At 75.7% G+C, this 26396-nt stretch carries 25 protein-coding genes; 10 read left to right on the forward strand and 15 right to left on the reverse strand.

Annotated elements, in window-relative coordinates:
• The first annotated feature begins 86 nt into the window (after positions 1–86).
• The gene (gene serA, locus E5225_RS10410; protein ID WP_135972492.1) at positions 87–1286 is read left to right on the forward strand and encodes a phosphoglycerate dehydrogenase; all 1200 of its coding nucleotides are present in this window, start codon (positions 87–89) and stop codon (positions 1284–1286) included.
• 111 nt (positions 1287–1397) lie between these two features.
• Here the strand turns inward: serA and E5225_RS10415 are convergent, their stop codons facing one another.
• From E5225_RS10415 to E5225_RS10425, 3 genes are all read right to left on the reverse strand, one after another.
• Positions 1398–1586 carry a DUF5302 domain-containing protein gene (locus E5225_RS10415; protein ID WP_135972493.1) on the reverse strand — a complete coding sequence of 63 codons (189 nt, stop codon included), beginning with the start codon at positions 1584–1586 and terminating at the stop codon, positions 1398–1400.
• 131 nt (positions 1587–1717) lie between these two features.
• Complete coding sequence (gene nrdR / locus E5225_RS10420; protein ID WP_135972494.1) at positions 1718–2221, reverse strand: transcriptional regulator NrdR; 504 nt, start codon at positions 2219–2221, stop codon at positions 1718–1720.
• Between the two features lie 252 nt (positions 2222–2473).
• Entirely contained in the window at positions 2474–2896 is a 423-nt protein-coding gene (locus E5225_RS10425) for a LysM peptidoglycan-binding domain-containing protein (RefSeq protein ID WP_135972495.1), read from the reverse strand.
• A gap of 301 nt (positions 2897–3197) precedes the next feature.
• Here E5225_RS10425 and lexA point away from each other — a divergent pair, with 301 nt between their 5' ends.
• Complete coding sequence (lexA, locus tag E5225_RS10430) at positions 3198–3965, forward strand: transcriptional repressor LexA (protein ID WP_166435906.1); 768 nt, start codon at positions 3198–3200, stop codon at positions 3963–3965.
• Positions 3966–4046: 81 nt separating this feature from the next.
• Here the strand turns inward: lexA and E5225_RS10435 are convergent, their stop codons facing one another.
• The 4 genes from E5225_RS10435 to hflX all read right to left on the reverse strand — a co-directional run bounded on the left by E5225_RS10435 (position 4047) and on the right by hflX (position 11078).
• Complete coding sequence (locus E5225_RS10435; protein ID WP_136225412.1) at positions 4047–5048, reverse strand: L-lactate dehydrogenase; 1002 nt, start codon at positions 5046–5048, stop codon at positions 4047–4049.
• Positions 5049–5121: 73 nt separating this feature from the next.
• Positions 5122–7329 carry an ATP-dependent DNA helicase gene (locus E5225_RS10440; RefSeq protein ID WP_135972497.1) on the reverse strand — a complete coding sequence of 736 codons (2208 nt, stop codon included), beginning with the start codon at positions 7327–7329 and terminating at the stop codon, positions 5122–5124.
• A 39-nt stretch (positions 7330–7368) separates the two neighbouring features.
• Complete coding sequence (locus E5225_RS10445; protein ID WP_135972498.1) at positions 7369–9459, reverse strand: S9 family peptidase; 2091 nt, start codon at positions 9457–9459, stop codon at positions 7369–7371.
• Positions 9460–9557: 98 nt separating this feature from the next.
• The gene (gene hflX, locus E5225_RS10450; protein ID WP_135972499.1) at positions 9558–11078 is read right to left on the reverse strand and encodes a GTPase HflX; all 1521 of its coding nucleotides are present in this window, start codon (positions 11076–11078) and stop codon (positions 9558–9560) included.
• 109 nt (positions 11079–11187) lie between these two features.
• Between hflX and E5225_RS10455 the strand changes: the two genes are divergently transcribed.
• Both E5225_RS10455 and E5225_RS10460 read left to right on the forward strand, forming a co-directional pair.
• Positions 11188–11817 carry a class I SAM-dependent methyltransferase gene (locus tag E5225_RS10455; protein WP_135972500.1) on the forward strand — a complete coding sequence of 210 codons (630 nt, stop codon included), beginning with the start codon at positions 11188–11190 and terminating at the stop codon, positions 11815–11817.
• Entirely contained in the window at positions 11814–13292 is a 1479-nt protein-coding gene (locus tag E5225_RS10460) for an MFS transporter (RefSeq protein ID WP_135972501.1), read from the forward strand. Before E5225_RS10455 ends, E5225_RS10460 begins: the two co-directional genes overlap by 4 nt.
• Here E5225_RS10460 and E5225_RS10465 read toward each other — a convergent pair.
• Genes E5225_RS10465 through E5225_RS10480 form a run of 4 tightly spaced genes read right to left on the reverse strand, consistent with a single transcriptional unit; the run spans position 13247 to position 16312 of the window.
• Complete coding sequence (locus E5225_RS10465; protein ID WP_243738117.1) at positions 13247–13603, reverse strand: thioredoxin family protein; 357 nt, start codon at positions 13601–13603, stop codon at positions 13247–13249. The genes E5225_RS10460 and E5225_RS10465 overlap by 46 nt on opposite strands.
• On the reverse strand, positions 13600–14577 hold the full coding sequence (gene dapF, locus E5225_RS10470) for a diaminopimelate epimerase (RefSeq protein ID WP_135972502.1): 978 nt from the start codon (positions 14575–14577) through the stop codon (positions 13600–13602). The genes E5225_RS10465 and dapF overlap by 4 nt, the downstream gene beginning before the upstream one ends.
• Entirely contained in the window at positions 14574–15530 is a 957-nt protein-coding gene (gene miaA, locus E5225_RS10475; protein WP_135972503.1) for a tRNA (adenosine(37)-N6)-dimethylallyltransferase MiaA, read from the reverse strand. Before miaA ends, dapF begins: the two co-directional genes overlap by 4 nt.
• Positions 15527–16312, reverse strand: a complete 786-nt coding sequence (locus E5225_RS10480; RefSeq protein ID WP_135972504.1) for a hypothetical protein — start codon at positions 16310–16312, stop codon at positions 15527–15529. The genes miaA and E5225_RS10480 overlap by 4 nt, the downstream gene beginning before the upstream one ends.
• A 114-nt stretch (positions 16313–16426) precedes the next feature.
• On the opposite strand from E5225_RS10480, the gene E5225_RS10485 reads away from it, so the two are divergent.
• Positions 16427–17017: a type III secretion system chaperone family protein gene (locus E5225_RS10485; RefSeq protein ID WP_135972505.1), complete on the forward strand. Its 591-nt coding sequence runs from the start codon at positions 16427–16429 to the stop codon at positions 17015–17017.
• On the forward strand, positions 17014–17535 hold the full coding sequence (locus tag E5225_RS10490) for a type III secretion system chaperone family protein (RefSeq protein ID WP_135972506.1): 522 nt from the start codon (positions 17014–17016) through the stop codon (positions 17533–17535). The genes E5225_RS10485 and E5225_RS10490 overlap by 4 nt, the downstream gene beginning before the upstream one ends.
• A 45-nt stretch (positions 17536–17580) precedes the next feature.
• Here the strand turns inward: E5225_RS10490 and miaB are convergent, their stop codons facing one another.
• Positions 17581–19185: a tRNA (N6-isopentenyl adenosine(37)-C2)-methylthiotransferase MiaB gene (miaB, locus tag E5225_RS10495; protein ID WP_135972507.1), complete on the reverse strand. Its 1605-nt coding sequence runs from the start codon at positions 19183–19185 to the stop codon at positions 17581–17583.
• 165 nt (positions 19186–19350) lie between these two features.
• On the opposite strand from miaB, the gene E5225_RS10500 reads away from it, so the two are divergent.
• From E5225_RS10500 to E5225_RS10515, 4 genes are all read left to right on the forward strand, one after another.
• Positions 19351–20142 (forward strand): amino acid ABC transporter ATP-binding protein, encoded by a 792-nt coding sequence (locus tag E5225_RS10500; RefSeq protein ID WP_135972508.1) that lies wholly within the window; start codon positions 19351–19353, stop codon positions 20140–20142.
• Positions 20143–20248: 106 nt separating this feature from the next.
• Entirely contained in the window at positions 20249–21136 is an 888-nt protein-coding gene (locus E5225_RS10505) for a glutamate ABC transporter substrate-binding protein (RefSeq protein ID WP_135972509.1), read from the forward strand.
• Between the two features lie 177 nt (positions 21137–21313).
• A complete protein-coding gene (locus E5225_RS10510; RefSeq protein WP_135972510.1) occupies positions 21314–21970 on the forward strand; it encodes an amino acid ABC transporter permease in 657 nt (218 codons plus the stop codon).
• A complete protein-coding gene (locus E5225_RS10515) occupies positions 21967–22851 on the forward strand; it encodes an amino acid ABC transporter permease (RefSeq protein ID WP_135972511.1) in 885 nt (294 codons plus the stop codon). Before E5225_RS10510 ends, E5225_RS10515 begins: the two co-directional genes overlap by 4 nt.
• Positions 22852–22924: 73 nt before the next feature.
• Here the strand turns inward: E5225_RS10515 and rny are convergent, their stop codons facing one another.
• The 3 genes from rny to recA all read right to left on the reverse strand — a co-directional run bounded on the left by rny (position 22925) and on the right by recA (position 26311).
• The gene (gene rny / locus E5225_RS10520) at positions 22925–24457 is read right to left on the reverse strand and encodes a ribonuclease Y (protein ID WP_135972512.1); all 1533 of its coding nucleotides are present in this window, start codon (positions 24455–24457) and stop codon (positions 22925–22927) included.
• Positions 24458–24674: 217 nt separating this feature from the next.
• Positions 24675–25166 carry a regulatory protein RecX gene (locus E5225_RS10525; RefSeq protein WP_341765563.1) on the reverse strand — a complete coding sequence of 164 codons (492 nt, stop codon included), beginning with the start codon at positions 25164–25166 and terminating at the stop codon, positions 24675–24677.
• 119 nt (positions 25167–25285) lie between these two features.
• Positions 25286–26311, reverse strand: a complete 1026-nt coding sequence (recA, locus tag E5225_RS10530; RefSeq protein WP_135972514.1) for a recombinase RecA — start codon at positions 26309–26311, stop codon at positions 25286–25288.
• Positions 26312–26396 lie beyond the last annotated feature (85 nt).

The following is a 26396-nucleotide window of genomic DNA, read 5'->3' on the forward strand; positions in this document are numbered from 1 at the left end:
GACGCCGTGCCCGGCACGAGGCGGGCACGGCGTCCGGTCCACGGGACGGCTTTGGTCCACGACCCGGACCGGGAGCACCATGGGGCGTGCCCACCGCGCTGCTGCTGGAGAACCTCCACCCCCAGGCCCGCCAGATCCTCGAGACGGCCGGCTTCGACGTCGTCACCCGGACGGGTGCGCTCGACGAGGGCGAGCTGATCGAGGCCCTCGCCGGCGTCCAGGTGCTCGGGATCCGCTCGAAGACGCACGTGTCGGCCGAGGTGCTCGCCGCCGCGCCCGACCTCGAGGTCGTCGGGGCGTTCTGCATCGGGACCAACCAGATCGACCTGCACGCGGCCGCGGACCGCGGCGTCGCCGTGTTCAACGCGCCCTTCTCGAACACGCGGTCGGTCGTCGAGATCGCGATCGCCGACATCATCGCGCTGACCCGCCGGCTCACGGTGCTCGACACCGAGATGCACGCGGGTGTCTGGAACAAGTCCGCCACGGGCGCCCACGAGGTCCGCGGGCGGACGCTCGGCATCATCGGGTACGGCAACATCGGCACGCAGCTGTCCGTGCTCGCGGAGAACCTCGGCATGTCGGTGGTCTTCTACGACACCGCCGAGAAGCTCGCCCTCGGCAACGCGCGCCGCATGGACACGCTGGACGAGCTGCTCGAGACGGCCGACGTGGTGACGCTGCACGTCGACGGCCGCTCGGGCAACGCGGGCATGTTCGGTGCCAAGCAGTTCGCGCGCATGCGCCCCGGGGCCGTCTTCCTCAACCTGTCGCGCGGGTTCGTCGTCGACTACGCCGCGCTGCGCGAGGCGGTGCTGTCCGGCCACGTCGCGGGCGCCGCGGTGGACGTCTTCCCCGTGGAGCCCAAGCGCAAGGGGGACCCGTTCGAGTCGGAGCTGCGCGGCCTGCCGAACGTCATCCTCACCCCGCACACCGGCGGGTCGACCGAGGAGGCGCAGGAGGCCATCGGCCGGTTCGTCGCGAACAAGGTGCGCGACCACCTCGCCACCGGCTCGACGAACCTGTCCGTCAACCTGCCCAACCTCGCCCTCGACCAGCGTCCCGACGCCCACCGCATCGCCTACCTGCACCGCAACGTGCCGGGCGTGCTGGCAACCATCAACGCCACGCTCGCGGAGCACGGCGTGAACATCGAGGGCCAGCTCCTGGCGACGCGCGGCGAGCTGGGGTACGTCGTCACCGACGTGAGCACGCTCATCGACCCCGCCGTCGTCCAGGCGCTGGCCGGCCGGCCCGAGTCGCTGCGCCTGCGGCTGCTGTCCTGACAGCGCGCGCCGGCTCCTGCGCACGCACACCAGCGGCGCGTCACCTCCCGAGGGGTGACGCGCCGCTGGTCGTGGCGCACGTGCGCCACGCGGGCGCACCGGGCCGGTCGGTCAGGCGGAGCCCGACTTGCGCTGGAACCGCCGCTGCGTGGGGCCGGCGGTCTCGGAGCCGTGCACCTGGCCCGTGTTGCGCGTGCCGTCGGCCGTGCGGTGGCCCTGCGTCTTCTTGCGCTCGAGCGCCTCGCGGAACCGGGCCTTCGCCTCGTCGCTGGCCGCGTTCGGCCGGTCGTCGTTCACCATGGGGGCACCTCCGTCGTCCTCGGGAGACCCCAGGGTGCCGGACGGCGACCGATGGCACCAGTCGATACCCCCGCCGGCGAGCCGGACGACCCCGGCCGAGCGCCCTGCGGCTCGTCCTGCCGGGCGGCTGCTCAGCGGGCGGGCTCGTCCGCCGACGCGCCGGCGGCGGCGTCCGCCGCGCCCTGCTGCTCCCGCTCCGCGCGGAGCACCGTGATGGCCGCCTCGAAGTCGTCGAGCGAGTCGAAGGCCTGGTACACGCTCGCGAAGCGCAGGTACGCGACCTCGTCCAGCTCCCGCAGCGGCCCCAGGATCGCGAGGCCGATCTCGTAGGCGTCGATCTCGGCCGAGCCGGCGGAGCGCAGCGTCTCCTCGACCTTCTGCGCGAGCAGCGCGAGGTCGTCCTCGCTGACGGGACGACCCTGGCACGCCTTCCGGACGCCGTTCGCGATCTTCTCGCGGCTGAACGGCTCCGTCGCGCCCGAGCGCTTGACGACCGACAGGCTGGCCGTCTCGACCGTCGTGAACCGGCGGTGGCAGCTGGGGCACTGGCGACGCCGCCGGATGGAGGACCCGTCGTCGGACGTACGGGAGTCGACGACCCGCGAGTCGGTGTGCCGGCAGAACGGACAGTGCACGAGGGACCTCTCGGGAGCGGCGTGCCGCGGCCGCCGGGGCGCCCGTCGACCGGTAGGACGTGGTGACGGTAGGCCGTGCGGAGAACGGTCGCAAGCACGACCGCCGGTGCGCCCGCCGCGGCCGGTCGGCGTGGGCCCTGCCGGCACGCCCGTCCGCGCGGGTGCCCGCGGCACACGTGCCCGGGTCCGACGGAGGCACGCGTGCCTCCGGGCCCGACGGAGGCACGCGTACCTCCGGGTCCGACCGGACGCTCAGCGGGCGGGGACCACGACCGTCTGCCCGGCCTGCAGCCCGCCCGCCGGCAGCTCGTTCAGCTCCATGAGCTGCAGCACCACGTCGCGCACGTCGTCGCCGGGGCCGGCGACCGCGGCGGCCAGGCCCCAGAGCGTCTCCCCCGGCGCCACCACGACGCGCTCCACCTCGGTCCCGCCCCGCGGGCCGTCCGCCCGGGCCGACAGCGCGGCGCCACCGACGCCCGACGCGACCGCGAGCGTGAGCGCCAGCAGCCAGACGACGAGGCGGCCGCGCGCCGTGAGCCGCAGCGGGGCCTCCGCCGCGGTCGTGCGCGCCACCCGTGCCGACGGGCGCCCGGGGGCCGCTCGCCCCGCCCCGCCCGTCGGTCCGGCCGTCGTCCCGGCCGCGATCCGGCCCGGTGCGATCGTCATCGCGCTCATGTCCTGTCCTCCGTCGTCTCGAACACCTGTTCGTCGAACGCCTGTACGAGTTCTAGCAGACGCCTCCGACATCCGTCGAGACACGCTCGAACAGATGTTTGATCCGGCACCCGTGCACCCCTAGGCTGGGGCGCGTCACGAAGTGCACCACCGACCACCGACACGGCCCCCTGACCAGCACGGACGCGGCGGGCGGCGCGGCGGCAGGGCCGCGGGACGCACGGCAGGGACGGCCGGAGCACGGACCGGGCAAGGACCAGCAAGGACCGAGCAGGGACCAGCGCAGGGATCAGGAGGCGCCGTGGGCGTGCAGGGCGGGACCAGGACGGCCGCGACGGCCGCGCAGGACGTCACGAGCGCCGCGGCGACGGTCGTCGAGCTCGGCGCCGACGGGGCCTCCGACGGGCTCACGGCGCGCCAGCGCCTCGTCCTCGACACGATCCGCGCGTCGGTGGAGGCCCGCGGGTACCCCCCGAGCATGCGCGAGATCGGCGACGCGGTCGGCCTCACGAGCCCCTCGAGCGTCAAGCACCAGCTCACCGCGCTCGAGCGCAAGGGCTTCCTGCGTCGCGACCCGCACCGGCCGCGCGCGATCGAGGTCGTGCAGCCGGACGACGCGCGGACCGTCGGCACGCTGCCCCCCGCCCGCGGCGTCGACCTGGGCACGGACGCGCCCGAGCGCGACGGCGCACCGGCCCCGTCCTACGTGCCGGTGGTCGGGCGGATCGCCGCCGGCGGGCCGATCCTCGCGGAGCAGGTCGTCGAGGACGTGTTCCCGCTCCCCCGGCAGCTGGTCGGCGAGGGAGACCTCTTCCTCCTGCGGGTCGCGGGCGACTCGATGGTCGACGCGGCGATCTGCGACGGCGACTGGGTCGTGGTGCGCCGCCAGCCGGTCGCGGAGAACGGCCAGATCGTCGCGGCCATGATCGACGGCGAGGCGACCGTGAAGACGTTGAAGCGCACCGACGGGCACGTGTGGCTCCTGCCGCACAACCCCGCCTACTCCCCCATCCTGGGCGACGAGGCCACCGTCCTCGGCCGCGTGGTCAGCGTGCTGCGCAGCCTCTGACGGACGTCGGGCCGCACGACGCGGGCCGGACGGCGACCTCCTCGCCGTCCGGCCCGCGTCGTGCGCAGTGCCTCGTCCCCGTCAGAACCCGAAGCGCCGCGCGACGGTGCGGACGGCCTCGGCGGAGCGCCGCAGCCCCAGCAGCTCGTCGGACGACATCGGCACCTCGAGGCGCTCGGCGACGCCCGAGGCACCCACGACCGTCGGCACGCTCAGGCAGACGTCGGAGATCCCGAGGTAGCCGTCGAGCAGCGACGACACGGGCAGGATGCGCTGCTCGTCCTTCAGGACGGCCTCGATGATGCGCGAGCCCGCCAGCGCGATCGCGTAGTTGGTCGCGCCCTTGCCCTCGATGATCCGGTACGCCGACTCGACGACCTCGTGCGCGATGGCCTCGCGCACCTCGCTCGTGAGCGGCCCGTGGCCCCCGACGCCCGGCCACTCGAGCAGCGGCACCGCGCCGATCGACGCCGAGCTCCACAGCGGCAGCTCGCTGTCGCCGTGCTCACCGGCCACGTACGCGTGCACGTTCTGCACCGCCACGCCGGTGTGCCGCGCGATGAGGTAGCGCAGGCGCGAGGAGTCGAGCACGGTGCCCGAGCCGAAGAGCTGGGCCGGCGGCAGCCCCGAGATCTGCAGCGAGGCGTACGTGACGACGTCGACGGGGTTCGTCACCATGACGTAGACCGCGTTCGGGGCCACCTCGACGATCCCCGGCAGCACCTTGCGCACGAGCGAGATGGTCGCCTCGGCGAGGTCGAGGCGCGACTGACCGGGCCGCTGCTTGGCGCCGGCCGTGAAGACCACGACGTCGCAGTCGGCGAGCACCGACACGTCGTCCGACCCCACCACCTCGGCCATCGACATGAACTGGATGCCGTGGCTGAGATCGAGGACCTCCGCCTCGACCTTCTGCCGGTTGACGTCGAGCAGCGCGACCGTGCGGGCCGCGCCGCGCATCAGCGCCGCGTAGGCCATGGTCGAGCCGACCGCGCCGGCCCCGACGATGCCGAGCTTGGACGTGCGGCGCTGCGGCGTCGGCACGGCCAGCGTGCCGTCGTCGCCCTCGGGCTCCTGCGTCATGGCGATCGTTCCCCTCGTCACGGGCTCCGCTGCACACGGTGCGCACCCACCCGGAAGCGCGTCCCCTGGCAGGCTAACCGGACGCGGACAGACGTCGCAGCGCGGCGAGCACGACGTCCCGGTCGGTCGTGCGCCAGAACGGCGGCATCGAGCGCCGCAGGAACTCGCCGTAGCGCGCCGTCTCGAGGCGAGGGTCGAGGACGGCGACCACACCGCGGTCGTCGCCCGAGCGCACGAGCCGACCGGCGCCCTGCGCGAGCAGCAGCGCCGCGTGCGTCGCGGACACCGCCATGAACCCGTTGCCGCCGGCCGCGGCGACCGCGTCCGACCGGGCCGAGCGCACGGGGTCGTCCGGGCGCGGGAACGGGATGCGGTCGATGAGGACGAGCCGGCACGCGGGGCCCGGCACGTCGACGCCCTGCCACAGCGACAGCGTGCCGAACAGGCACGTCGGCTCGTCCGCGGCGAACCGCGCCACGAGGGTCGGCAGCTGGTCGTCGCCCTGCAGCAGCACGGGAACGTCGAGGCGCGCGCGCATCGCCTCGGCCGCGACCTGGGCGGCGCGGCGGGAGGTGAACAGGCCCAGCGTGCGCCCCCCGGCTGCCTCGACGAGGGTCGCGATCTCGTCGAGCTGGGCGTCCGTGGCCGGCTCGCGACCGGGCGTGGGCAGCCGACGCGCGACGTAGCAGATGCCCTGTCGCGGGTAGTCGAACGGGCTGCCCACGTCGAGCCCGCGCCAGCGCCCCGCGTCCGCGCGTCCGGGGTCCGCGCGCGTGCTCCCGGCGCCGGGCGTGGCCGTGCCCGCACCCGCCTCCGTCACGGTGCCTGCGGAGCGCACCTGCGCCGGGCCGGTCGGCGCGGCGTCGGTGCGTCCCGCGAGCCCGAGGGCGCGGGCGACGGGGTCGAACGAGCCGCCGAGCGCGAGCGTCGCGGACGTGAGCACCCCCGTCCGCCCGGCCAGCAGCTGGGTGCGCACGAGGCCGTCGACGGCCAGCGGGGCGGCGTGCAGCCGGGTGGTCACCTGACCGCGCCGGTCCTCGCCGCGCGCGCACCACAGCACGGTGTGACGCAGGTCGTCGGGGTCGGCGGCCATGCGCTCGGCCGTCTCGAACAGCGCCAGCATGGCGGCGTTCGCCATCTTGATGCCGCCCTCCGCGCCGTCGCGGCCCTTGGTGGACGCGTCCGGCTTGAGCACGGTGAGCAGCGTGCGTGCCGCGTCCCGGACCGCCGCGACGGCGAGCCGGGCCTCCTCGGGCAGCCCGTCGGGGAAGCGCCCCTCGGGCAGGGGCACCACCACGCTCGCGAGGTGCTGCGCGGCGGTGTCGAGGTCGGTCGTCGGGACGCCGCCGTGCCGCCGGGCGAGCCGGGCGGCGTGGTCGATCGTGGCGACCGAGAGCTCCGCCGTGGCCTGCGCCGTGACCCGGTCGGTGAGCTCGTGCGCCTCGTCGACGACGAGGACGTCGTGCTCCGGCAGGACGTTGGGCGAGCCGGTGGCGGCGATGCCCAGCATCGCGTGGTTGGTGACCACGACGTCCGCCTCGCGCGCCCGTGCCCGCGCGGCGTCGGGGAAGCACTCCTGGAGCATCGGGCAGCTCGATCCCAGGCACTCCATGGCCGTCACCGACACCTGCCGCCACGCGCGGTCCGCCACGCCGGGCACGAGGTCGTCGCGGTCGCCGGTCGTGGTCTCCTGCGCCCACTCCCGCACCCGCACAACCTGCTCGCCGAGCGTCTCGCGGTCGCCCTCCTCGGCCGCGGGCGCCGGGTGGTCGGCCGCGCCGGGCCGCTCGGGCACGTCGAACAGCGCGCCCTGGTCGTCGTCGGGGTAGCCGCCCGCGACCTTGTGCACGCAGAGGTAGTTGTGCCACCCCTTGAGCAGCGCGATGTCCGCGGGCCGCGGCAGGCGGCCCGCGAGCGCCTGGGTCACGAGCGGGAGGTCGCGCGTCATGACCTGGCGCTGGAGCGCGAGCGTCGCGGTCGAGACGACGACGCGCTCGTCCTCCGTCACGGCGTGACGGACCGCCGGCACGAGGTAGCCGAGCGACTTGCCCGTGCCGGTGCCGGCCTGGACGAGCAGGTGCTCCCCGCCCGCGAGCGCGTCCGCGACCGCGAGCGCCATGGTGTGCTGGCCCTCGCGCCGGCCACCGCCGAGCGCGCCGACGGCCAGGTCCAGCAGCTCCTCGACGGACGCGTGGGCAGCGGCGGCGCGGGCCGCCCGCGTACCGTCCCGGGGTGCGTCAGCCGCCGCGGGCGTGGGGTCGGACGTCCGGGCCTGGTGCACCGCGTCAGCGTAGTCGCGGCCGCCGACCCTCCCCGCCCGTCATCCCCCGGCGGCCACGCCGGCACCCGCGGGCAGGTGCCGCGACCACCAGCCGAGCAGGTGCTCGAACCGGCTCACGCGGTGGCGCGGGCGTCCCGAGCGGGTGAGCTCGTGCCCCTCCCCGGGGAACAGCAGCAGCTCCGCCTCGACGCCGCGGCGGCGCAGCTCGACGAACCAGCGCTGCCCCTGCTCGACCGGGCAGCGCCAGTCCTGCTCGGAGTGCACGACGAGCGTCGGCGTGCGGACGCGCCCGACGTGCGCCATCGGCGACTGCGCGGCGACGGCGGCGAGCCCCTCGGGGGTCCCGTGGTCGCCGACGTACTCGAGCCCGAACCACCAGCCGATGTCGGCCGAGCCCGTGAAGCTCACCGGGTCGAGGAACCCCCGCTCCACCACGGCGGCCGCGAACCGGTCGGTGCGGGTGGTCAGCCAGGCCGTGAGGTACCCGCCGTAGGAGCCGCCGAGCGCGCCCGTGCGAGCCCCGTCGAGCACGTCGGGGTGCTGCGCGAGCGCCCCGTCGAGCAGCGCGAGGACGTCGTCGGTGTCCACCGTGCCGAACGCCTGCCGGATCGCGCGCCCGTGGGCCCGCCCGAACCCCGCGGACCCGCGCGGGTTGCCCAGGACGACGGCGTACCCGGCGCCGGCGAGCACCTGCGCCTCGTCGAACAGCGCGTGCGTGTACTGCGCGAACGGGCCGCCGTGGATCATCAGCAGGGTCGGGTGCGGCCCCGCGCCCCACCGCTCGGGATCGGGCGTGACGAGCCAGCCGTGCACCTCGTAGCCGTCGGGCGACGTCGCCGTCAGGTCGAGCGGCCGGCGCACGCGTCCCGTCGCGCGCAGCGGCGCGGACCAGTCGGCGAGGGTCGCGACGGCGCCCGTGCCCGGGTCGACCCGCAGCACCGCGCCGGACGTCACGGGGCCGGCGGCCGTGACCACGGCGGGTCCGCCCGCGACCGGTGCGTCCGCGCCGAGCACCACGTGGGGCGCGTCGAGCAGCGTGCGCAGCGTGCCGTCGTCGCCCACGTGGGCGAGCGTGACCGCACCCCGCTCCTCGACCGCGACGAGGGCACCGTCCTCGAGCGGCACGAGCACCGCGTCGGACAGGTCGGTCGTCTCCGGGTCCGTGAGCCGCCGGGCGACGCCCGCGGCCCGCGTCGCCGCACCGGTGCCCGTCAGCGGCAGCCGGTACAGGCCGGTCAGCGCCGCCACGGTGTCCTGGCCGTCGGGCCCGAGGTCGCGGGCGTGCAGCCACAGCGCGGCGCCGTCGGCGGTGGGGCGGACCCCGGCGACCTGCAGCGTGCTCCCGGCGTCGGCGTCCGTGAGCGCCGGCAGCGCCGCGGCGTCGGTGCCGCGCTCACGTGCCGGCACGACGACGGCGTCCCGGCGCACGTCCCGCTCGCGCCCCGCGTGCCGCGTGCACGTCGCGACGAGCGCGTCGCCGTCGGGGAGCCAGCGCGGGTCCGTGACGTCCCACGCGCCGGAGGTGAGCGCCACGGGCTCCGGGAGCGCGTCCGTGGCGCCCGGGTCGGCCGGCACGGTGAGCACGTGCACGTGCTGCGGCCGGTCGTGCACGAAGCCCACCCCGTCCATCCGGTAGCGGAACGTCGTGACGTGCCGCGGCGCCTCGGCGGACGGGTCGCCACCGGGCGCGTACCGCCCGTCCTCGGGGACGCGCGCCACGTACGCGAGCCGCTCGCCGTCGGGCGAGAAGCACGGTGCGGAGACGCCGAGGGGCGCGTCCGTCAGGGGCACCGGCTCGCCCCCGGTCGCCGCGACGAGGTGGGCCTGCGCCGGCCCCCCGGTCAGCGGCGCGCGGCAGAAGGCGACCCAGCGGCCGTCCGGCGACACGACGGGGGCCGTGTCACGGTGCCCGTGGGTCAGCCGGCGGGCGCGGCCCGTGCCGGACCCGTCCGGGCCGTCGGCGGCCGACTCGTCGGCCGCGCTCGCGTCCACCGGGACGAGCCACAGCTCGCCGCGGTAGGCGTCGAGGGACGTGTCGGGCCCGACGACTGCGACGACGGCGGCGCTGCCGTCGGGCAGCAGGGCGGGCGCGCCGGGGGTGCGCAGGAGGTCCAGGTCGGCGGGGATCACCCACGCACCCTAGGCACGCTCCCCCCGACGCGCGGAACCCGGCACGCCGGGCCCGTGGGGGCCCCGCGCACCGGGTCCGGTGCCGTGCACGGGAGCGCTCAGGCGCCGCGGACCGCCACGCGCTCGAGCTCGGCCGCCAGGTCCGCGTCGACGCGCGCCCGCAGGACCGTGCCGTCGCCCGTGTGCTCCTCGTGGTCGATGTCGCCGTGCTCGTGCACGCGGCTGACCAGGTCGCCGCGGTCGTACGGGACCACGACGTCGACGCTCACGCCGGGCCGCGGGAGCTGGTCGGCGACGAGCGCCTGCAGCTCCGCGATCCCCTCGCCGGTGTGCGCCGAGACCACGACCGAGTGCACCTCGCGCGACCGCAGCCGCGCGACCACGTCCGGCGCCGCGAGGTCCGCCTTGTTGAGCACGACGATCTCGGGCACGTCCATCGCGCCGGGGATGTCGGCGAACACGTGCCGCACCGCGGCGATCTGCCCCTCGGGGTCCGGGTGCGACGCGTCCACGACGTGCAGGATCAGGTCGGCGTCCGCGACCTCCTCGAGCGTCGACCGGAACGCCTCGACGAGCTGGTGCGGCAGCTGCCGCACGAAGCCCACGGTGTCCGCGAGCGTGTACACGCGGCCGTCGGACGTCTCCGCCCGCCGGACCGTCGGGTCCAGCGTCGCGAACAGCGCGTTCTCGACGAGCACGCCCGCGTTCGTCAGCCGGTTGAGCAGCGAGGACTTGCCCGCGTTGGTGTAGCCCGCGATCGCCACGGACGGGATCGCGTTGCGCTTGCGCGAGGCGCGCTTCGTCTCGCGCGCCGGCGCCATGGCGGCGATCTCGCGACGCAGCTTCGACATCCGGTTGCGGATGCGCCGGCGGTCCAGCTCGATCTTCGTCTCACCCGGTCCGCGCGAGCCCATCCCCGCACCCGCGCCGCCGACCTGGCCGCCGGCCTGCCGGCTCATCGACTCGCCCCAGCCGCGCAGGCGCGGCAGGAGGTACTCGAGCTGGGCCAGCTCGACCTGCGCCTTCCCCTCCTTCGACTTCGCGTGCTGCGCGAAGATGTCGAGGATCAGGGCGGTGCGGTCGACGACCTTCACGCGGACGACGTCCTCCAGGGCACGGCGCTGCGACGGTGCGAGCTCGCCGTCGACCACGACGGTGTCCGCACCGACGGCCGCGACCACGGTCGCGAGCTCGGCCGCCTTGCCCGATCCGAGGAACGTGCTCGGGTCGGGGCTGCGACGCCGCTGCAGCAGGCCGTCGAGCACCTGGGAGCCGGCCGTCTCGGCCAGCGCCGCGAGCTCCCGCAGGGAGATCTCGGCCTCCTCGGCCGATCCGGAGCCCCACAGGCCCACGAGCACGACGCGCTCGAGGCGCAGCTGCCGGTACTCGACCTCGGTGACGTCCTCGAGCTCGGTGGACAGCCCGGAGACGCGGCGCAGCGAGGTGCGCTCCTCGAGGTCGAGCTGGTCGCCGTCGAACGTCGTGTGCGTCGTCCCGCCCGCCTGCACGGCGGTCCCGGCACGGGCCAGCACACGAGCGACGACGTCGTCGGCCACCTCCTGAGCGGTGCGCGCCGGCGCCTGCGGCGCCTCGGGGGTGGTGTGCTGTCGGTCGTCCACGCGTGTCCTCTCGTCCGCAGATCAGGGGTGTCCAGCCTCGCACCGCTGCCCCGACCGGGCGAGATTTTTCGCTTCAGGCGCAGCGCGGGCCCGCGGCTAGGGTCGGCGGATGCACACCCCGGACGCGTCGGACCACTACTTCACGGCACGCCCCGCCTCGGCGGACGAGCGGCGCAGCGTCGCCGTGCAGATCGCCGGCCGGGACGTCACCGTCGAGACGGCCGGCGGCGTCTTCTCCCCCGACCACGTCGACCTCGGCACGCAGGTGCTGCTCCGCACGGTCCCGGGGCCGCCCGCGACCGGTGACCTGCTCGACCTCGGCTGCGGCTGGGGGCCCGTGGGGCTCACCCTGGCCCTCTCCGCGCCGGACGCGCGGGTGTGGGCCGTGGACGTCAACGAGCGCGCCCTCGACCTCGTGCGGCGCAACGCCGCGCGGCTCGGGGCGTCGAACCTCGTCGCGGCGCGGCCCGAGGAGGTCCCCGCGGACGTGCGCTTCGCCACGGTGTGGTCCAACCCGCCCGTGCGCATCGGGAAGCCGGCGCTGCACGCGCTGCTCGCCGACTGGCTGCCGCGGCTCGCGCCCGACGGCGACGCGTGGCTGGTGGTGGGCAAGAACCTCGGCGCCGACCCGCTGCAGCGCTGGCTGGCGTCGGACGCTCCCGACGGTGCGGGCCTGGGCCTGTCGGTCGAGCGCGTCGCGAGCGCGAAGGGATTCCGCGTGCTGCGGGTACGGCGATGAGCGAACCTCCGGCGCACGCCGAGGACCTGTGGCGCGCACGCCGGACGACGACCGTCTCGCTCGTCTCGCTGGTCGTGCTGGTCGCGTTCGAGTCGTTCGCCGTGACGACCGTGATGCCGGGCGTCGCCGACGCGCTCGACGGGCACGCCCTCTACGCGTTCGCGTTCGCGGGGCCGCTGGCGACGGGCGTCGTCGGCATGGTGGTCGCCGGTGCGTGGTCGGACCGGGCCGGCCCCTTCCGCCCCTTCGTCGCCGGGGCCGCGCTGTTCGTCGCCGGGCTCGTCGTGGCCGGCGCGGCCGCGTCGATGCCCGTGCTCGTCGCGGGGCGGCTCGCGCAGGGTCTGGGCGGTGGGGCGGTGAACGTGACGGTCATCGTCACGCTCGCCCGCGCGTACCCGGCGGTGCTCCACCCTCGTGCGTTCGCGTGGATCTCCGCGGCGTGGGTCCTGCCCTCGCTCGTGGGGCCGACGGTCGCCGGGCTGATCGCGCAGGCCGCCGGCTGGCGCTGGGTGTTCCTGGCCGTCGCGCTCCTGGTCGTGCCGACGGGACTGCCGGTGGTACGCACGCTGCGGCCGCTCGGGCCGCCGGAGCGGGCGGCCGGTGCCCCGTCGGCCGGCCGCCGGCGCATTGTCTTCGCGGCGCTCGTCGCGGCGGCCGTCCTCGCCCTGAACCTCGCCGTCGAGCTGCCCGCGGCCCCGGCGGCGGCGCTGGCCACGGCGGCGGGCGCCGCGGCTCTCCTCGCGGTCCGCCCCCTCCTGCCGGCGGGCACCCTGCGCGCGCGGCGGGGCCTGCCGAGCGTGATCACGACGCGCGCGCTCGTGTCCGGCGCGTTCCTCGGCTCCCAGGCGTACGTGCCGTACCTCCTGGTCAGCCGGGACGGGTGGGGGCCGGCCGCGAGCGGGCTCGCCCTCACCACGGCCTCCCTGGCCTGGTCCGGGACGTCCGCCGTGCAGGGCCGGCTGGGCGCCCGCCTCGCGAGCCGCGACGCCGTCCGGATCGGGACGGGCCTCGTCGCCGTCGGGGTGCTCGGCGCCCTGCTGACCGCGTGGGCCGGCCTGCCGCCCGCCGTCCTCGTGGCGGCGTGGACGTCCTGCGGCGCAGGGATGGGGCTGGCGTCCTCGCGGATCAACGTGCTGCTGCTGGCCTACTCCGAGCCCGGCACGCAGGGCACGAACAGCTCCGCGCTGTCGATCAGCGACGCGGTGGGCGCGGCGGTCGCGCTCGCCGCGAGCGGCGTGCTGTTCGCGCTGGTGTCCGGCACGTCCGGGACGCACGGCCCCGGCGCGTCAGCGGATGCCGCCGCGGTCGGGACCGCCGGGTTCGCGGTGGCGTTCGGGTTCACCGCCGCGCTCGCCGTGGGGGCGGTGCTCCTCGCGCCGCGGGTCGGTACGCCCCCGGGCGAGGGCACAGGCGACGCGGGCGGCGACCGTCAGCCGGGGGCGGGCAGCGCCGAGGCGACGGCCGCGAGCACCTGAGCCGTCGTCGGCACGCCGTCCGCACGCCGCACGACGCGACCGTCCGCGTCGAGCACCGCCACCGTCGGCGTGCTGGTCACGGCCAACCGGGCGGCCAGCTCCGGCGCGTCGGCGACGTCCCGCTCGACGTGCACGACGCCGGGCACGGTGCGCGCGACCTCGGCCAGCACGCGCCGCGTCGCCCGGCACGGCGCGCAGAACGCCGTGGACACCTGCAGGAGCGTCGCGCGCGCGCCGAGCGTCGCACCCACCTCGGCAGGGGTCAGCACGTCGCCGGGTCCACCGGCACGCACGTCGGGCGCGGCGCTCACGCGAGCAGCGCCGCCAGGTCCACGGACGCCTCGGCGACGAGCACCGCCGGGCCGGCGAGCTCCGCGTGCGGCGTGCCGACGCCGGGCGTGAGGGTCACGCGCAGCGTGCCGCCCGGTACCTCGACGAACCACACGTCCGGCGCCCCGGCGCCGCCGTACGCGCGGACGGCCGCGGCCGCCGCGACGGCGCCCGTGCCGCAGGACTGCGTCTCCCCCACACCGCGCTCGTGCACGCGCATGCGCACGCGTCCGGCCGGCGCGCCGTCCGGCAGCGACTCCTCGCCGAGCGGGACGACCAGCTCGACGTTCGTGCCCTCGGCCGGCACCGGGGTGACCACGGGGGCCCGGGTGAGGTCCGCGCGCACGAGGTCGGCCCCCGTCGCGAGGACGACCACCGTGTGCGGGTTGCCCACGTCGACGCCGAGCCCCGGCCTCGTCACGTCCAGCCCGCCGACCTCGACCTCGGCGTCACCGCCGCCCGCGAGCGCGGTCGCACCGCCGGGCAGCGTCACGGGGCCCATGTCGACGGCGAACCACGCGTCGTCGCCGACCCCGACCGGCACGTCGACCGCGCGCACGGCACGCACGCCGGCGCGCGTGCCGACCGCGAGGTCGCCCGTCTCCGGCCGCCAGAGCCCGAGCCGCTCGAGGTAGCGCGCGAACACGCGCACCCCGTTGCCGCACATCTGCGCGACCGAGCCGTCGGCGTTGCGGTAGTCCATGAACCAGGCCGTGGTCCGCGTGTCGGCCGGGGCGTCGGGCACGTGCGCGGTCGCGACGAGGCGGATCAGGCCGTCAGCGCCGAGACCGCCCCGGCGGTCGCAGAGGCGACGCACGAGCTCGGCGGTCACGTCGAGCGCACCGTCGCGGTCGTCGACGAGCACGAAGTCGTTGCGCGTGCCGTGGCCCTTGGTGACGTCGACGCGGCCGAGGCCGGCGGACGCGGGCGCCTGGACGGGGACGGGCACGGTCATGAGCCCAGGGTACGGCGCATGGACGGCGCATCCGTGGGCGCCGCGAGCGTGCCCGCGTCGGCGCGGCGGACGAGGTCGAGCGCGTGCTCGACGAGCTCCGGGTCCTGCGCGTCGAGCCAGTGCACCCGTGGGTCGCGGCCGAACCAGCCCATCTGCTTGCGCGCCAGCCGCCGGGTCGCGGCGGTGGTCTCGGCCCGTGCCCCCGCCTCGTCGAGCTCGCCGCGCAGCTGCGCCGCCGCCTGGGCGTACCCGACGGCCCGCGCGGCGGTCCGGCCCAGCCCGTGCGCGAGGAGCCGCTCGACCTCCGCGAGCATCCCGCCGTCCCACATCCGGTCGACCCGCCCGGCGACGCGGGCGTCGAGCGTCGGCCGGTCGCAGTCGAGCCCGATCTGCACGGCGGGCACCGCGTACTCGTGCCGCGGCAGCGACGCCGAGTACCGGCGCCCGGTCAGGGCGATCACCTCGAGCGCGCGGACGATCCGGCGCGCGTTGCGCGGCCCGATGCCCTCCGCGGCGACGGGGTCGGCCGCGGCGAGCTCGTCGTGCAGCCTGCGCGCCCCCTCGGCCTCGACGCGCGCCTCGAGCGCGGCCCGCACGTCGGGGTCCGTGCCGGGGAACTCGAGGTGGTCGAGCAGCGCGCGCACGTAGAGCCCCGAACCGCCGACCACGACGGGGCGCACGCCGCGCGCGCGCAGGTCCGCGACGACCGCGCGCGCCTGTTCCTGGTAGTCCGCGACCGACGCCTCCTCGCGCGGGTCCAGCACGTCGAGCAGGTGGTGCGGCACGCCGCGGCGCTCCGCCGGCGGGACCTTCGCCGTGCCGACGTCCATGCCGCGGTAGAGCTGGAGGGCGTCGGCGTTGACGACCTCGCCGCCCAGCGCCTGCGCCAGCGCGAGGCCGAGGTCGGACTTGCCGGTGGCCGTCGGCCCGACCACCGCGACGACGAGCGTCACGACGTCGCTCCCGCCGGCTCGACGCGCCAGCACGCGGCGCCGTGCGCGGCACCGCGCCACACGTCGTCGTGGCAGGCGACGGTCCGCGCGACGCCCCCGGACGCGTCGAGCGCCCCGACGAGGACCTGCCACGGCGCCCAGCCGCTCACCGCGAGCGCCTCGGCCGCCACGGGGTCGAGCCCCGCGAGCACGTCCCGCGCGCGCCGCCCGCCGCCCGCGACGGCGTCGGCCACCGCGGCGTCGACGGCGGGCGCCGCCGGGTCCTCCGCGAGCGGTGCGTCGGGACCGTGCCGCGCGGAGCCCGAGCCGACGACCACGAGCACGGTCGGGCCGTCGGCGCACAGCCGCGCACCCGCGTCGCGCAGCGCGGCCGCGTCGCGCGTGCCGACCTCCACGACGTGCACCGGGCGGGTCCCGTCGCCCGCCCGCAGGACGAGCTGGAGGCCGACCGCCGCGGGCACGGCGAGCGCTCCCGCGGCCGGCGCGGGGCCGGCGCGCGGCGCCTCGAGCGTGAGCGTCGGCACGGGCCACCCGATGAACGCGTCGGGGACGCCGACCGCGGCGGCCCCCGGACGCACGGCGCCCACCACCGCCCGGTCCGCACGGCCGGGCGCCACGACGACGACGCGCGCGCTGCCGTCGGCCACGGTGGCGAGGGCGCCCGCGACAGCCGCGAGCGCGGCGTCCCGGAGCACGACGAGCCCGGGCTCGTCGGACGCGCCGCCCGCCGCCCCGGGCAGGAGCAGCACGGTGTCGGGGACGAGCGCGGCGGCGACGAGCACGCGACGACCGTAGCCGCACGGCGCCGCGGGTCGCGCACCCGCCCCGGCACCCGCGCCGCCGGGCGCCGGGTGGCACGGATCGCCGCGTCGGCACCGCCGGGTAGGGTCGTGCGCATGGTGTCGTTCGGGGATCGCGCACGCCGCTGGTGGGGGCGTGGACGGCCGGCGACGCGTGCCGAGGTGTCGGTGGCCCCGGTCGAGGACGGCGAGCTGCACGCCCGTGTCGCCGAGCTGCTGGCACGCGAGCTGGGCACCGCCGAGCACGGGGCGACGACGCCCGCGCCCGTGTCGCCCGCCCGCATCGCCGCGTGGATGTCGGAGAACCAGTTCAGCTACTTCGTCGACAACGACGGCGACCTCGGCGGGCTGTGGCGCGGCCGGCTCTTCTACTTCTTCCTGTTCGGCGAGCAGGCCGAGATCCTCCAGGTGCGCGGGCAGTGGCACCGGGAGCTCGCGATCGAACGGCTCGAGGAGGTGCTCGACCTGTGCAACGAGTGGAACGCCGAGCGCATCTGGCCCAAGGCGTACGTCCGCGTGCGTGACAACGGACGCGTGCACGTGGTGGCCGAGGTCGCGACCGACCTCGAGCACGGCGCGACCGACGCCCAGCTCAGCCAGATCCTCTTCTGCGGCCTGTCGACGGGGAGCATGCTGTTCGACGCGCTCGACGAGCGGTACCCGGACCCGGCCGGGGTCGCCCCGTGACCGCGCCGGGCTGGCTGCTGCGCGTCCTCGGCGGGCTCCCCAAGCCGACCAAGCGCGAGCCCTCGGACGACGAGATGCCGCGTCCCCTGACGCGCGACCGCGTGGCGGACTACCTCCTGGCGCGCGGGTACCGCTTCCTCGTGGACGAGGACGGAGACCTCACGGGCACGTGGGACGGCAGCCGCTTCTGGTTCCTGCTGCTCGGCGAGCAGCAGGAGATCCTGCAGGTGCGCGGCCGGTGGCAGCGGACCCTCCCGCTCGAGCAGCGGCGCGCGCTGGCGCTGGCGATCAACGACTGGAACCGCGAGCGGATCTGGCCCAAGGCGTACGTCCGGGAGGAGGACGGCGCACTGGCCGTCTACGCGGAGGTGTCCGCGGACCTGGAGCCCGGCGTCACGGACGTGCAGCTCGCCCAGCTGCTCGCGTGCGGGCTGGGCACGGGCGTGCAGCTGTTCGCCGCGCTCGAGCCGGTCGTGCCCGCGGAGGGCGGCCCGCCGCCGGACGTGCCCGACAACTGAGCCCGACGAGGCGCCGACGCCCGGACCCCGGCGGCGGACCCGCGGTCAGCGGACCGGGAGCCCGATCGACGGCAGCCCGAGGCTGACCGGCCCCGCCGCCGCGGCACCGGTGCCGCAGCCGCCGCCCGCGCCGCCGTGCGCGTGCTCCTCGGCGCCGGTCGCCCGCCGCTGCCACGCGTCGCCCGCACGTGTGCGGCGCACCGCGAACGAGCCGCCCGTCAGGGCCGAGTCCGCGACGAGGTGGTGCGGCGCCGCGTGCGTCACGTCGACGGTCACGAGGTCCCCGGGGCGGGGCGCGTCCGTCGCCGGCAGGCCCACGGGTAGGGACAGGTGCACGAGGCGGTTGTCGGCCGCGCGGCCGGACAGGCGGGCGGTGGCGCCGTCCTTGCGCCCCTCACCCTCGGCGACGAGCACGTCGACCGTCCGGCCGACCTGCGCCTGGTTCTCCTCCCAGGAGATCCGCTCCTGCAGGGCGACGAGCCGCTCGTAGCGCTCCTGGACCACCGCCTTCGGCAGCTGGTCCGGCAGGTCCGCCGCCGGCGTGCCCGGCCGCAGGGAGTACTGGAAGGTGAACGCGGAGGAGAACCGCGAGGCCTCGACGACCCGCAGGGTCTCGGCGAAGTCCTCCTCGGTCTCCCCCGGGAACCCCACGATGATGTCGGTCGTGATCGCGGCGTCCGGGATGGCGGCGCGCACGCGGTCGAGGATGCCGAGGAACTTCTCGGACCGGTACGAGCGGCGCATGGCGCGCAGCACCCGGTCGGACCCCGACTGCAGCGGCATGTGGAGCTGCGGCATGACCGTCGGCGTCGCGGCCATCGCCTCGATGACGTCGTCCGTGAACGCCGCGGGGTGCGGGGACGTGAAGCGCAGGCGCTCGAGCCCCGGCACGGCGCCCGCGGCGCGCAGGAGCTTGGCGAACGCCTGCCGGTCGCCGAACTCGACGCCGTAGGAGTTCACGTTCTGCCCGAGCAGCGTGACCTCGATCGCGCCCTGCCCGACGAGCGCCTCCACCTCCGTCAGCACCTCCCCGGGCCGGCGGTCGCGCTCCTTGCCGCGCAGGTGGGGGACGATGCAGAACGTGCACGTGTTGTTGCACCCGACGCTGATCGAGACCCAGCCGGCGTAGACCGACTCGCGGCGCGTCGGCAGCGTGGACGGGAACACCTGCAGCGACTCGGCGATCTCGACCTGGGCGCGCGCGTTGTGCCGGGCCCGCTCGAGCAGCGCCGGGAGCACGTCGAGGTTGTGCGTGCCGAACACCACGTCGACCCACGGCGCGCGCTCGACGATGACGGCGCGGTCCTTCTGCGCGAGGCAGCCGCCGACGGCGATCTGCATGCCGGGGCGCGTCCGCTTCTGCCCGGCGAGGCGGCCGAGGTTGCCGTACAGCTTGTCGGCGGCGTTCTCGCGCACCGCGCACGTGTTGATGACGATGACGTCGACGTCCTCCGCGGCGGCATCGGCCGCGGGGGCCGGCACGTAGCCGGCCTCCTCGAGCATGCCGGCCATGTGCTCGGAGTCGTGCACGTTCATCTGGCAGCCGAGCGTCTTCACCAGGTAGGTGCGCGCCCGGTCGGTCGGGGCAGCCGGCAGGGCGGCGTCGGCCGGAGGCAGCGCGACGGCGGGTGCGGGCAGGGTCGTGGACATCGTCCACCAGCGTACGTCCGTGCGTCCCCGGCCCGGACCGGCGGCGCGGGTCGTCCCCCGCGCAGTCGGCGCGCCTCGCGCGGGGCCCTCGAACATGACCGGGGCGTTACCGGTTCGTGACGCAGCGCCGTGGCGGTGGCAACATCCCCCCCGTAGGTTCGGGGCATGGCCGACAGCGTGACCGCCGACCCCGCCACCCCCGTGGCGGCCCGTCCCACCGGCGACCCCCTCCTCGTCCTGAGCGGCGTGAACAAGCACTTCGGCAGCCTGCACGTGCTGCGGGACATCGACCTGACCGTCAACCGCGGCGAGGTCGTCGTCGTCATCGGTCCGTCCGGCAGCGGGAAGTCCACGCTCTGCCGGACCATCAACCGGCTCGAGACGATCGACAGCGGCACCATCACGATCGACGGCGAGCCGATCCCCGCGGAGGGCCGCGCGCTCGCGCGGCTGCGGGCGGACGTCGGCATGGTCTTCCAGTCGTTCAACCTCTTCGCGCACAAGACCGTGCTCGAGAACGTCACGCTCGGTCAGGTGAAGGCCAAGAAGGTCAAGCCCGCACAGGCGCGCCTGACGGCGGCGGAGCTCCTCGAGCGCGTGGGCGTGGCCGACCAGGCCCAGAAGTACCCCGCGCAGCTGTCCGGCGGCCAGCAGCAGCGCGTCGCCATCGCGCGGGCGCTCGCGATGAAGCCCAAGGCGCTGCTGTTCGACGAGCCGACGTCGGCCCTGGACCCGGAGATGATCAACGAGGTCCTCGACGTGATGGTCGGCCTCGCGCGCGACGGCATGACGATGGTCGTGGTCACGCACGAGATGGGCTTCGCCCGGCGCGCGGCCCAGCGCGTCGTGTTCATGGACGCCGGTCGGATCGTCGAGGAGACGGACCCGGAGACGTTCTTCACCGCACCGAGCAGCGAGCGCGCGCGCGACTTCCTGTCGAAGATCCTCACGCACTGACCCGGCGGGCGCCGGCCCCCGGCCGCGCCGCCACCGACGGCACGACCGGCCCGACCCGCCCCGACCGGCGGCGCCACCCGCGCCACCGCGACCGAAGGAGATGCACATGCGATCCGCTCGCACCGGGCTCATCGCCCTGCTGTCCGCGTCCACGCTCGCCCTCGCCGCCTGCTCGGGCGGCGACGCCGGCGGGGCCGAGGAGACCGACGGAGCCGCGGGGGGCAGCACGCCGACAGCGGCCGCCGAGTTCCCCGAGGGCTCGACCATGGCCCGCCTCGCCGAGGAGGGCATCACGATCGGCACGAAGTTCGACCAGCCCCTGTTCGGGCTCGTCGGCCCCGACGGCACGCCCACCGGCTTCGACGTGGAGATCGGCAAGATCGTCGCGGAGAGGCTCGGCGTCGCCGAGGACGACATCGAGTGGGTCGAGACGATCTCGGCCAACCGTGAGCAGTTCATCCAGTCCGGCCAGGTCGACATCGTCGTCGCGACGTACACGATCAACGACACCCGCAAGGAGGTCGTGTCGTTCGCGGGCCCGTACTACGAGGCCGGGCAGTCGATCCTCACGCTGAAGTCCGACGAGGACATCCAGGGCCCGGACGACCTCGCGGGCAAGAGCGTCTGCACCGTCTCCGGCTCCACGCCCGAGAAGAACCTGCTCGAGAACTACCCCGAGGCGAAGGTCCAGGCCCTGCAGGCCTACTCCGACTGCATCGAGCCGCTGCGCAACGGCCAGGTCGACGCGATCAGCACGGACAACGTCATCCTCGCGGGCTTCGCCGCGCAGAACGACGACCTCGAGGTCCGCGGCGACGCCTTCACGAAGGAGCCGTACGGCATCGGGCTCGCGCTCGAGGACACCGAGTTCCGCAACTGGATCAACGACGTCCTCGAGGAGTCCTACGAGGACGGCTCGTGGGAGCAGGCGTGGGAGAGCACCGTCGGCTCGGTGCTCGAGACGCCGGAGCCGCCGGCCGTCGACCGGTACTGAAGCCCCACGGGCGCCCCGCGCCCGTGGTCCGCGCGGGCCGGCACCTCGTGCCGGCCCGCGCGGGTACCGGTCCCCGCCGACGACCGCCGACCGACCCGCCGACCGACCCGCCGACTTCTTCGCGTCGGCCGCTGACCGAGCCGCGCGCCGGCTCCCCGAACCACCCGGAGGACGTGCGTGGACCCCACGGTCATCGTCGACAACGCGCCGGCGTACCTCGCCGGCTTCCGCATGACGCTGCAGCTCACGCTCGTGGCGGGGGCCGGCGCGCTGGTCATCGGGCTCGTCGTCGCGGCCATGCGCGTCGCGCCGCTCGGCTCGCTGCGGCGGGCCGCGGCGGTGTACACCGAGCTGCTGCGGAACATGCCGCTCACGCTGATCTTCTTCTTCACCGTGATCGTGCTGCCGCAGTTCGGGCCGGTCGTGCCGATCGGCTACTGGGCGGCCGTCCTGTGCCTCACCGCGTACACGTCGGCGTTCGTCGCCGAGGCCGTGCGCTCGGGCATCAACTCCGTGGGCGTGGGGCAGGCGGAGGCCGCCCGGGCCATCGGGCTGACGTTCAGCCAGACGCTGACGTCCGTGGTGCTGCCGCAGGCCGTGCGGTCGGTGATCCCCCCGCTGATCAACGTGGTCATCGCCCTGACCAAGAACACGTCCGTCGCGGCGGGCTTCGCCGTGGTGGAGCTGGTCGCCACCGGGCGCCGGCTCGCGCAGAGCAACCCCGCCGACGTCGTGATGATCCTGGTCGGCGTCGCGATCTGCTACCTGGTCATCACGATCCCCGCGGGTCAGCTCGCCGGGGTCCTCGAGCGGAGGGTGGCGTTCGCGCGATGAGCTCGGTCCTGTACGACACGCCCGGCCCGGTCACGCGGCGACGCGAGCGGATCGCCTCCGTGGTCGCCGGCGTCCTCGTCCTCGCGCTGCTCGGGGTCGCCGCCTGGTACGCCGCCGGCCGCGGGATCTTCACCGCCGAGCGGTGGGCCGTGCTCTACGACCCGCCGATGGGCCAGACCGCGTCCGCCGTGTGGAGGAACCTGCTCGTCGACGGCCTGGGGGCCACCCTGCGGGCGGCCGTGGTCGCCGCGCCGCTCGCGCTCCTGCTGGGCCTGGTCCTCGCCGTCCTGCGCACGACCCGGGTGGCCCCGCTGCGCTGGCTCGCGACCGTCGTCATCGAGCTCTTCCGCGGCCTGCCCGTGCTGCTCGTCATGCTGTTCGCCCTGCTGGCGTTCGGTTGGGACGCGTTCCGCGCGGTGGTGTTCGGGCTCGTCGTCTACAACATGGCGATCATCGCCGAGATCGTCCGCGCGGGCCTCGCCTCGCTGCCGAAGGGGCAGACCGAGGCCGCGCTCGCCGTCGGCCTCTCGCGCGGGCAGGCCCTGCGACTCGTGCTCCTGCCGCAGGCGCTGCGCACCATGCTGCCCAGCCTCGTCGCCCAGCTCGTCGTGCTGCTCAAGGACTCCTCGCTCGGCTTCATCGTCGGCTACCAGGAGCTGCTCAAGGTCATCCAGAACAACACGTACTTCTTCGGCAACGCGTCCGTCGTCGCGCTGTTCGTCGTCGGAGCCGGTGTGTACCTGGCGGTCAACATCACGCTGTCGCGCCTCGCGATGCGGCTGCAGGGCCGGTCGCTGCGCACCGCGACGCCCCCGGCCCTCGCCGCGGCCGCGGGCGACGGCGCGCCGGGGCTCGATCCGGAGGGCGCCGTACCGCGCTGAGCGGCGTCCGCGGCTGCGGCGGCGTCTACGGCGGACCGCGGAGACGCGCGCGCGGCGTCAGCCGGCCGTGGCGTCAGCCGGCCGTGGCGCTCGCGCGCAGCTCGCGGACGACCGTCACCTTGATCTCCCCGGGGTAGGTGAGATCGGCCTCGATGCGCCGCGCGATGGCGGTGGCGAGCTGCGGCAGGTCGCGGTCCGTGACCTCGTCCGGCTCGACGACCACCCGCACCTCCCGGCCGGCCGCCATCGCCAGGGCGCGCCGGACGCCGTCGTGGCCTGCCACGAGCGCCTCGAGGCTGCCCATGCGCTCGACGTACTGGTCCACGTCCTGGCGCCGGGCGGCGGGACGCGAGGCCGAGACGGCGTCGGCCGCCTGCACGAGCACCGCCTCGACGGTCGCCGCGGGGACCTCGTCGTGGTGGGCGGCGATCGCGTTGACGACGGCGTCGGACTCGCCGCAGCGGCGCGCGAGGTCCGCACCGACCGCGGCGTGGGTGCCCGCGACCTCGGCGGTCAGGGCCTTGCCGACGTCGTGCAGGAACGCGCCGCGGCGGGCCACGTCGACGTCCGCGCCGAGCTCCGCGGCCATGACGGCCGCGGCCAGGGCGCTCTCGACGAGGTGCTCCAGCACGTTCTGGCCGTAGGACGTGCGCAGCCGCAGGCGGCCCATCGTGCGGACGAGGTCCGGGTGGAGGCCGTCGACGCCCGCCCGCTCGGCGGCGTCGTGGCCCGCGGCGTCGTGCCGCTCGTCGGCACCGGCGAGCGCCTCCGCGTAGGCCGCCTCGATGCGCTGCGGGTGGATGCGGCCGTCGGCCATGAGCGCCTCGAGCGCGACCTGGGCGACCTCGCGACGCTCGGCGTCGAACGAGGACAGGACGACCGAGTCGGGCGTCTCGTCGATGAGGACGTTGACCCCGGTGAGGGCCTCGAAGTGGCGGATGTTGCGCCCCTCCTTGCCGATGATGCGGCCCTTCATCTCGTCGGACGGCAGCGGCAGGATCGTCACGACGTGCTGGGCGCTCGTCGGGACGGCAAGGCGCTGCACGGCCGCGGTGACGATGCGACGCGCGCGGGCGTCGGCCGTGCGCCGCGCGCCCGCCTCGGCGCGGCGGACCTGGGCGGCGGCGTCGTTGGCGGCCTGCTCGGTGATGCGACGCGTCAGCTCCGCACGGGCCTCGTCCTGCGTGAGCCCGCCGACGGCCTCGAGCTCCTGGCGTGCCTGCTCGCGCGCCGTGGCGAGCCGCTCGTTGGCGGCTCGCTCCGCGTCGGCGAGGGTGCGGGCCGCGGTCCGCTCGGCCTTGTCGACCGTGCGGGCGCCCGCGCGCTGCGCCTCGGCGAGCGCGTCGGCCTGCGCGCGGGTCCGGCGCTCGAGCTCGCCGAGCTCGGACCGCTCCCCCGCGAGCTCGCGCTCCCGGTCGGCGATGCGCTGCTGCCGCCGCTCGGCGTCCGCCAGCAGCGCGCGCGCCTCGTCCTTGATCCGTGCCACGTCCTCCGCGGCCTGCCGGCGCCGGGCGTCGGCCTCCCGCCGTGCGACGAGGACGAGCATGAGCGCGACGAGGCACGCGCCGAGCAGCCCCACGACGATGACGATCGCTGCCTGCTCCACGTGCCCTCCCGGAACGGCCGGCAGAGCGCCGACGGTGCACCCATTGTCGCGCAGCGCGGGGACCGCTCCGGCACGCCGCACCGGTGCGCGCGCCCCGGACCTGCGGTGTCGCGCCCGCTCCGGGCGCGAGCGGGCCGCGTCGCAGCCCGCTCACGCCGCGCCCAGGTGGAGCAGGTGCGGCAGGTGCAGCAGGTGCAGCAGGTGCGGCAGGGTGCGGTCAGCTCTCCGCGTCGGACCAGGCGGGGCCCTCGTCGTCGGCGCCCTCGGCCGCCAGGGCCTCGCGCACGAGGCCGCCCACCAGACCCGGCGGGTACCCCTTGCGTGCGAGCGCCGCGTACGTGCGGCGCACGCGGACGTCCGTCGCGAGCGAGGCGGTGGTGCGCAGCTTCTTGGCGACGAGCTCGCGCGCGGCGTGCACCTCGTCGTCCCCGTCGACCTCCTCGAGCGCGGCGGCGGCCGTCTCGTCGTCGATGCCCTTGCGCCGCAGCTCCGTACCGAGCGCACGTCGCGACAGCCCGCGCTCCCGGTGGCGGGACCGCACGAGCGTCCGCGCGTACTCCTCGTCGTCGACGAGCCCGACGTCGGTGAAGCGGTCGAGCACCCGTGCGGCGACGCCCTCCGGGACGTCACGCTTCGCGAGCGCCTGCTCGAGCTGCGCACGGCTGCGCGGCGCACCCGTGAGCAGGCGCAGGACGACCGCCCGCGCCACGGACTCATGGTCCGGTTCCGGCTCGGGTGCCGCGCTGCCACCCTCGGGCGGCTCGGGAGCGGCCCACCCGCGGCGTCGTCCCGCCGCGGGTGGGCCCGCCCCGTCGCCCGTGCGCCGGCTCAGAAGTCGACCTCGGCGGGCGCGTCGACGCGCGGCCCGATGCCGAGCTTCTCCTTGATCTTCTTGTCGATCTCGTCCGCCAGGTCGGGGTTGTCGCGCAGGAACCGGCGCGCGTTCTCCTTGCCCTGGCCGAGCTGGTCGCCCTCGTAGGTGAACCAGGCACCCGACTTGCGGACGAACCCGTGCTCGACGCCGAGGTCGATCAGCGAGCCCTCACGCGAGATGCCGTGGCCGTAGAGGATGTCGAACTCCGCCTGCTTGAACGGCGGGGCCATCTTGTTCTTCACGACCTTGACGCGCGTGCGGTTGCCGACCGCTTCGGTCCCCTCCTTGAGGGTCTCGATGCGACGGATGTCCATGCGCACCGAGGCGTAGAACTTGAGCGCCTTGCCACCGGTCGTCGTCTCGGGGCTGCCGAAGAACACCCCGATCTTCTCGCGCAGCTGGTTGATGAAGATCGCCGTCGTGCCCGACGCGTTGAGCGCACCGGTGATCTTGCGCAGCGCCTGCGACATCAGGCGCGCCTGGAGGCCGACGTGCGAGTCACCCATCTCGCCCTCGATCTCGGCCTTGGGCACGAGCGCCGCGACCGAGTCGATGACGACGATGTCGATCGCGCCCGAGCGGATCAGCGTGTCCATGATCTCGAGCGCCTGCTCGCCGTTGTCCGGCTGGGCGACGAGGAGGGCGTCGGTGTCGACGCCGAGCTTCTTGGCGTACTCGGGGTCGAGCGCGTGCTCCGCGTCGATGAACGCCGCGATGCCGCCGGCCTTCTGCGCGTTCGCGACGGCGTGGAGAGCCACGGTCGTCTTGCCGGAGGACTCGGGCCCGTAGACCTCGATGATGCGGCCTCGCGGGAGGCCGCCGATGCCCAGGGCCACGTCGAGGGCGACGGAGCCGGTGGGGATGACCTCGACCGGGGCGCGGCCCTCGTCACCGAGGCGCATCACCGATCCCTTGCCGAACTGGCGGTCGATCTGGCCGAGAGCGGCCTCGAGGGCCTTGGCGCGGTCCGGAGCGGGCATGTCTACCTCGTCGTGTCGAGCAGCGTCGCGCTGCACCTGCGGGAACTGGTCCTTGTGTCGCAGGCGACGGTATGCCCGACCACCG

Source organism: Cellulomonas shaoxiangyii (assembly GCF_004798685.1).
Taxonomy (GTDB): Bacteria; Actinomycetota; Actinomycetes; order Actinomycetales; family Cellulomonadaceae; genus Cellulomonas; species Cellulomonas shaoxiangyii.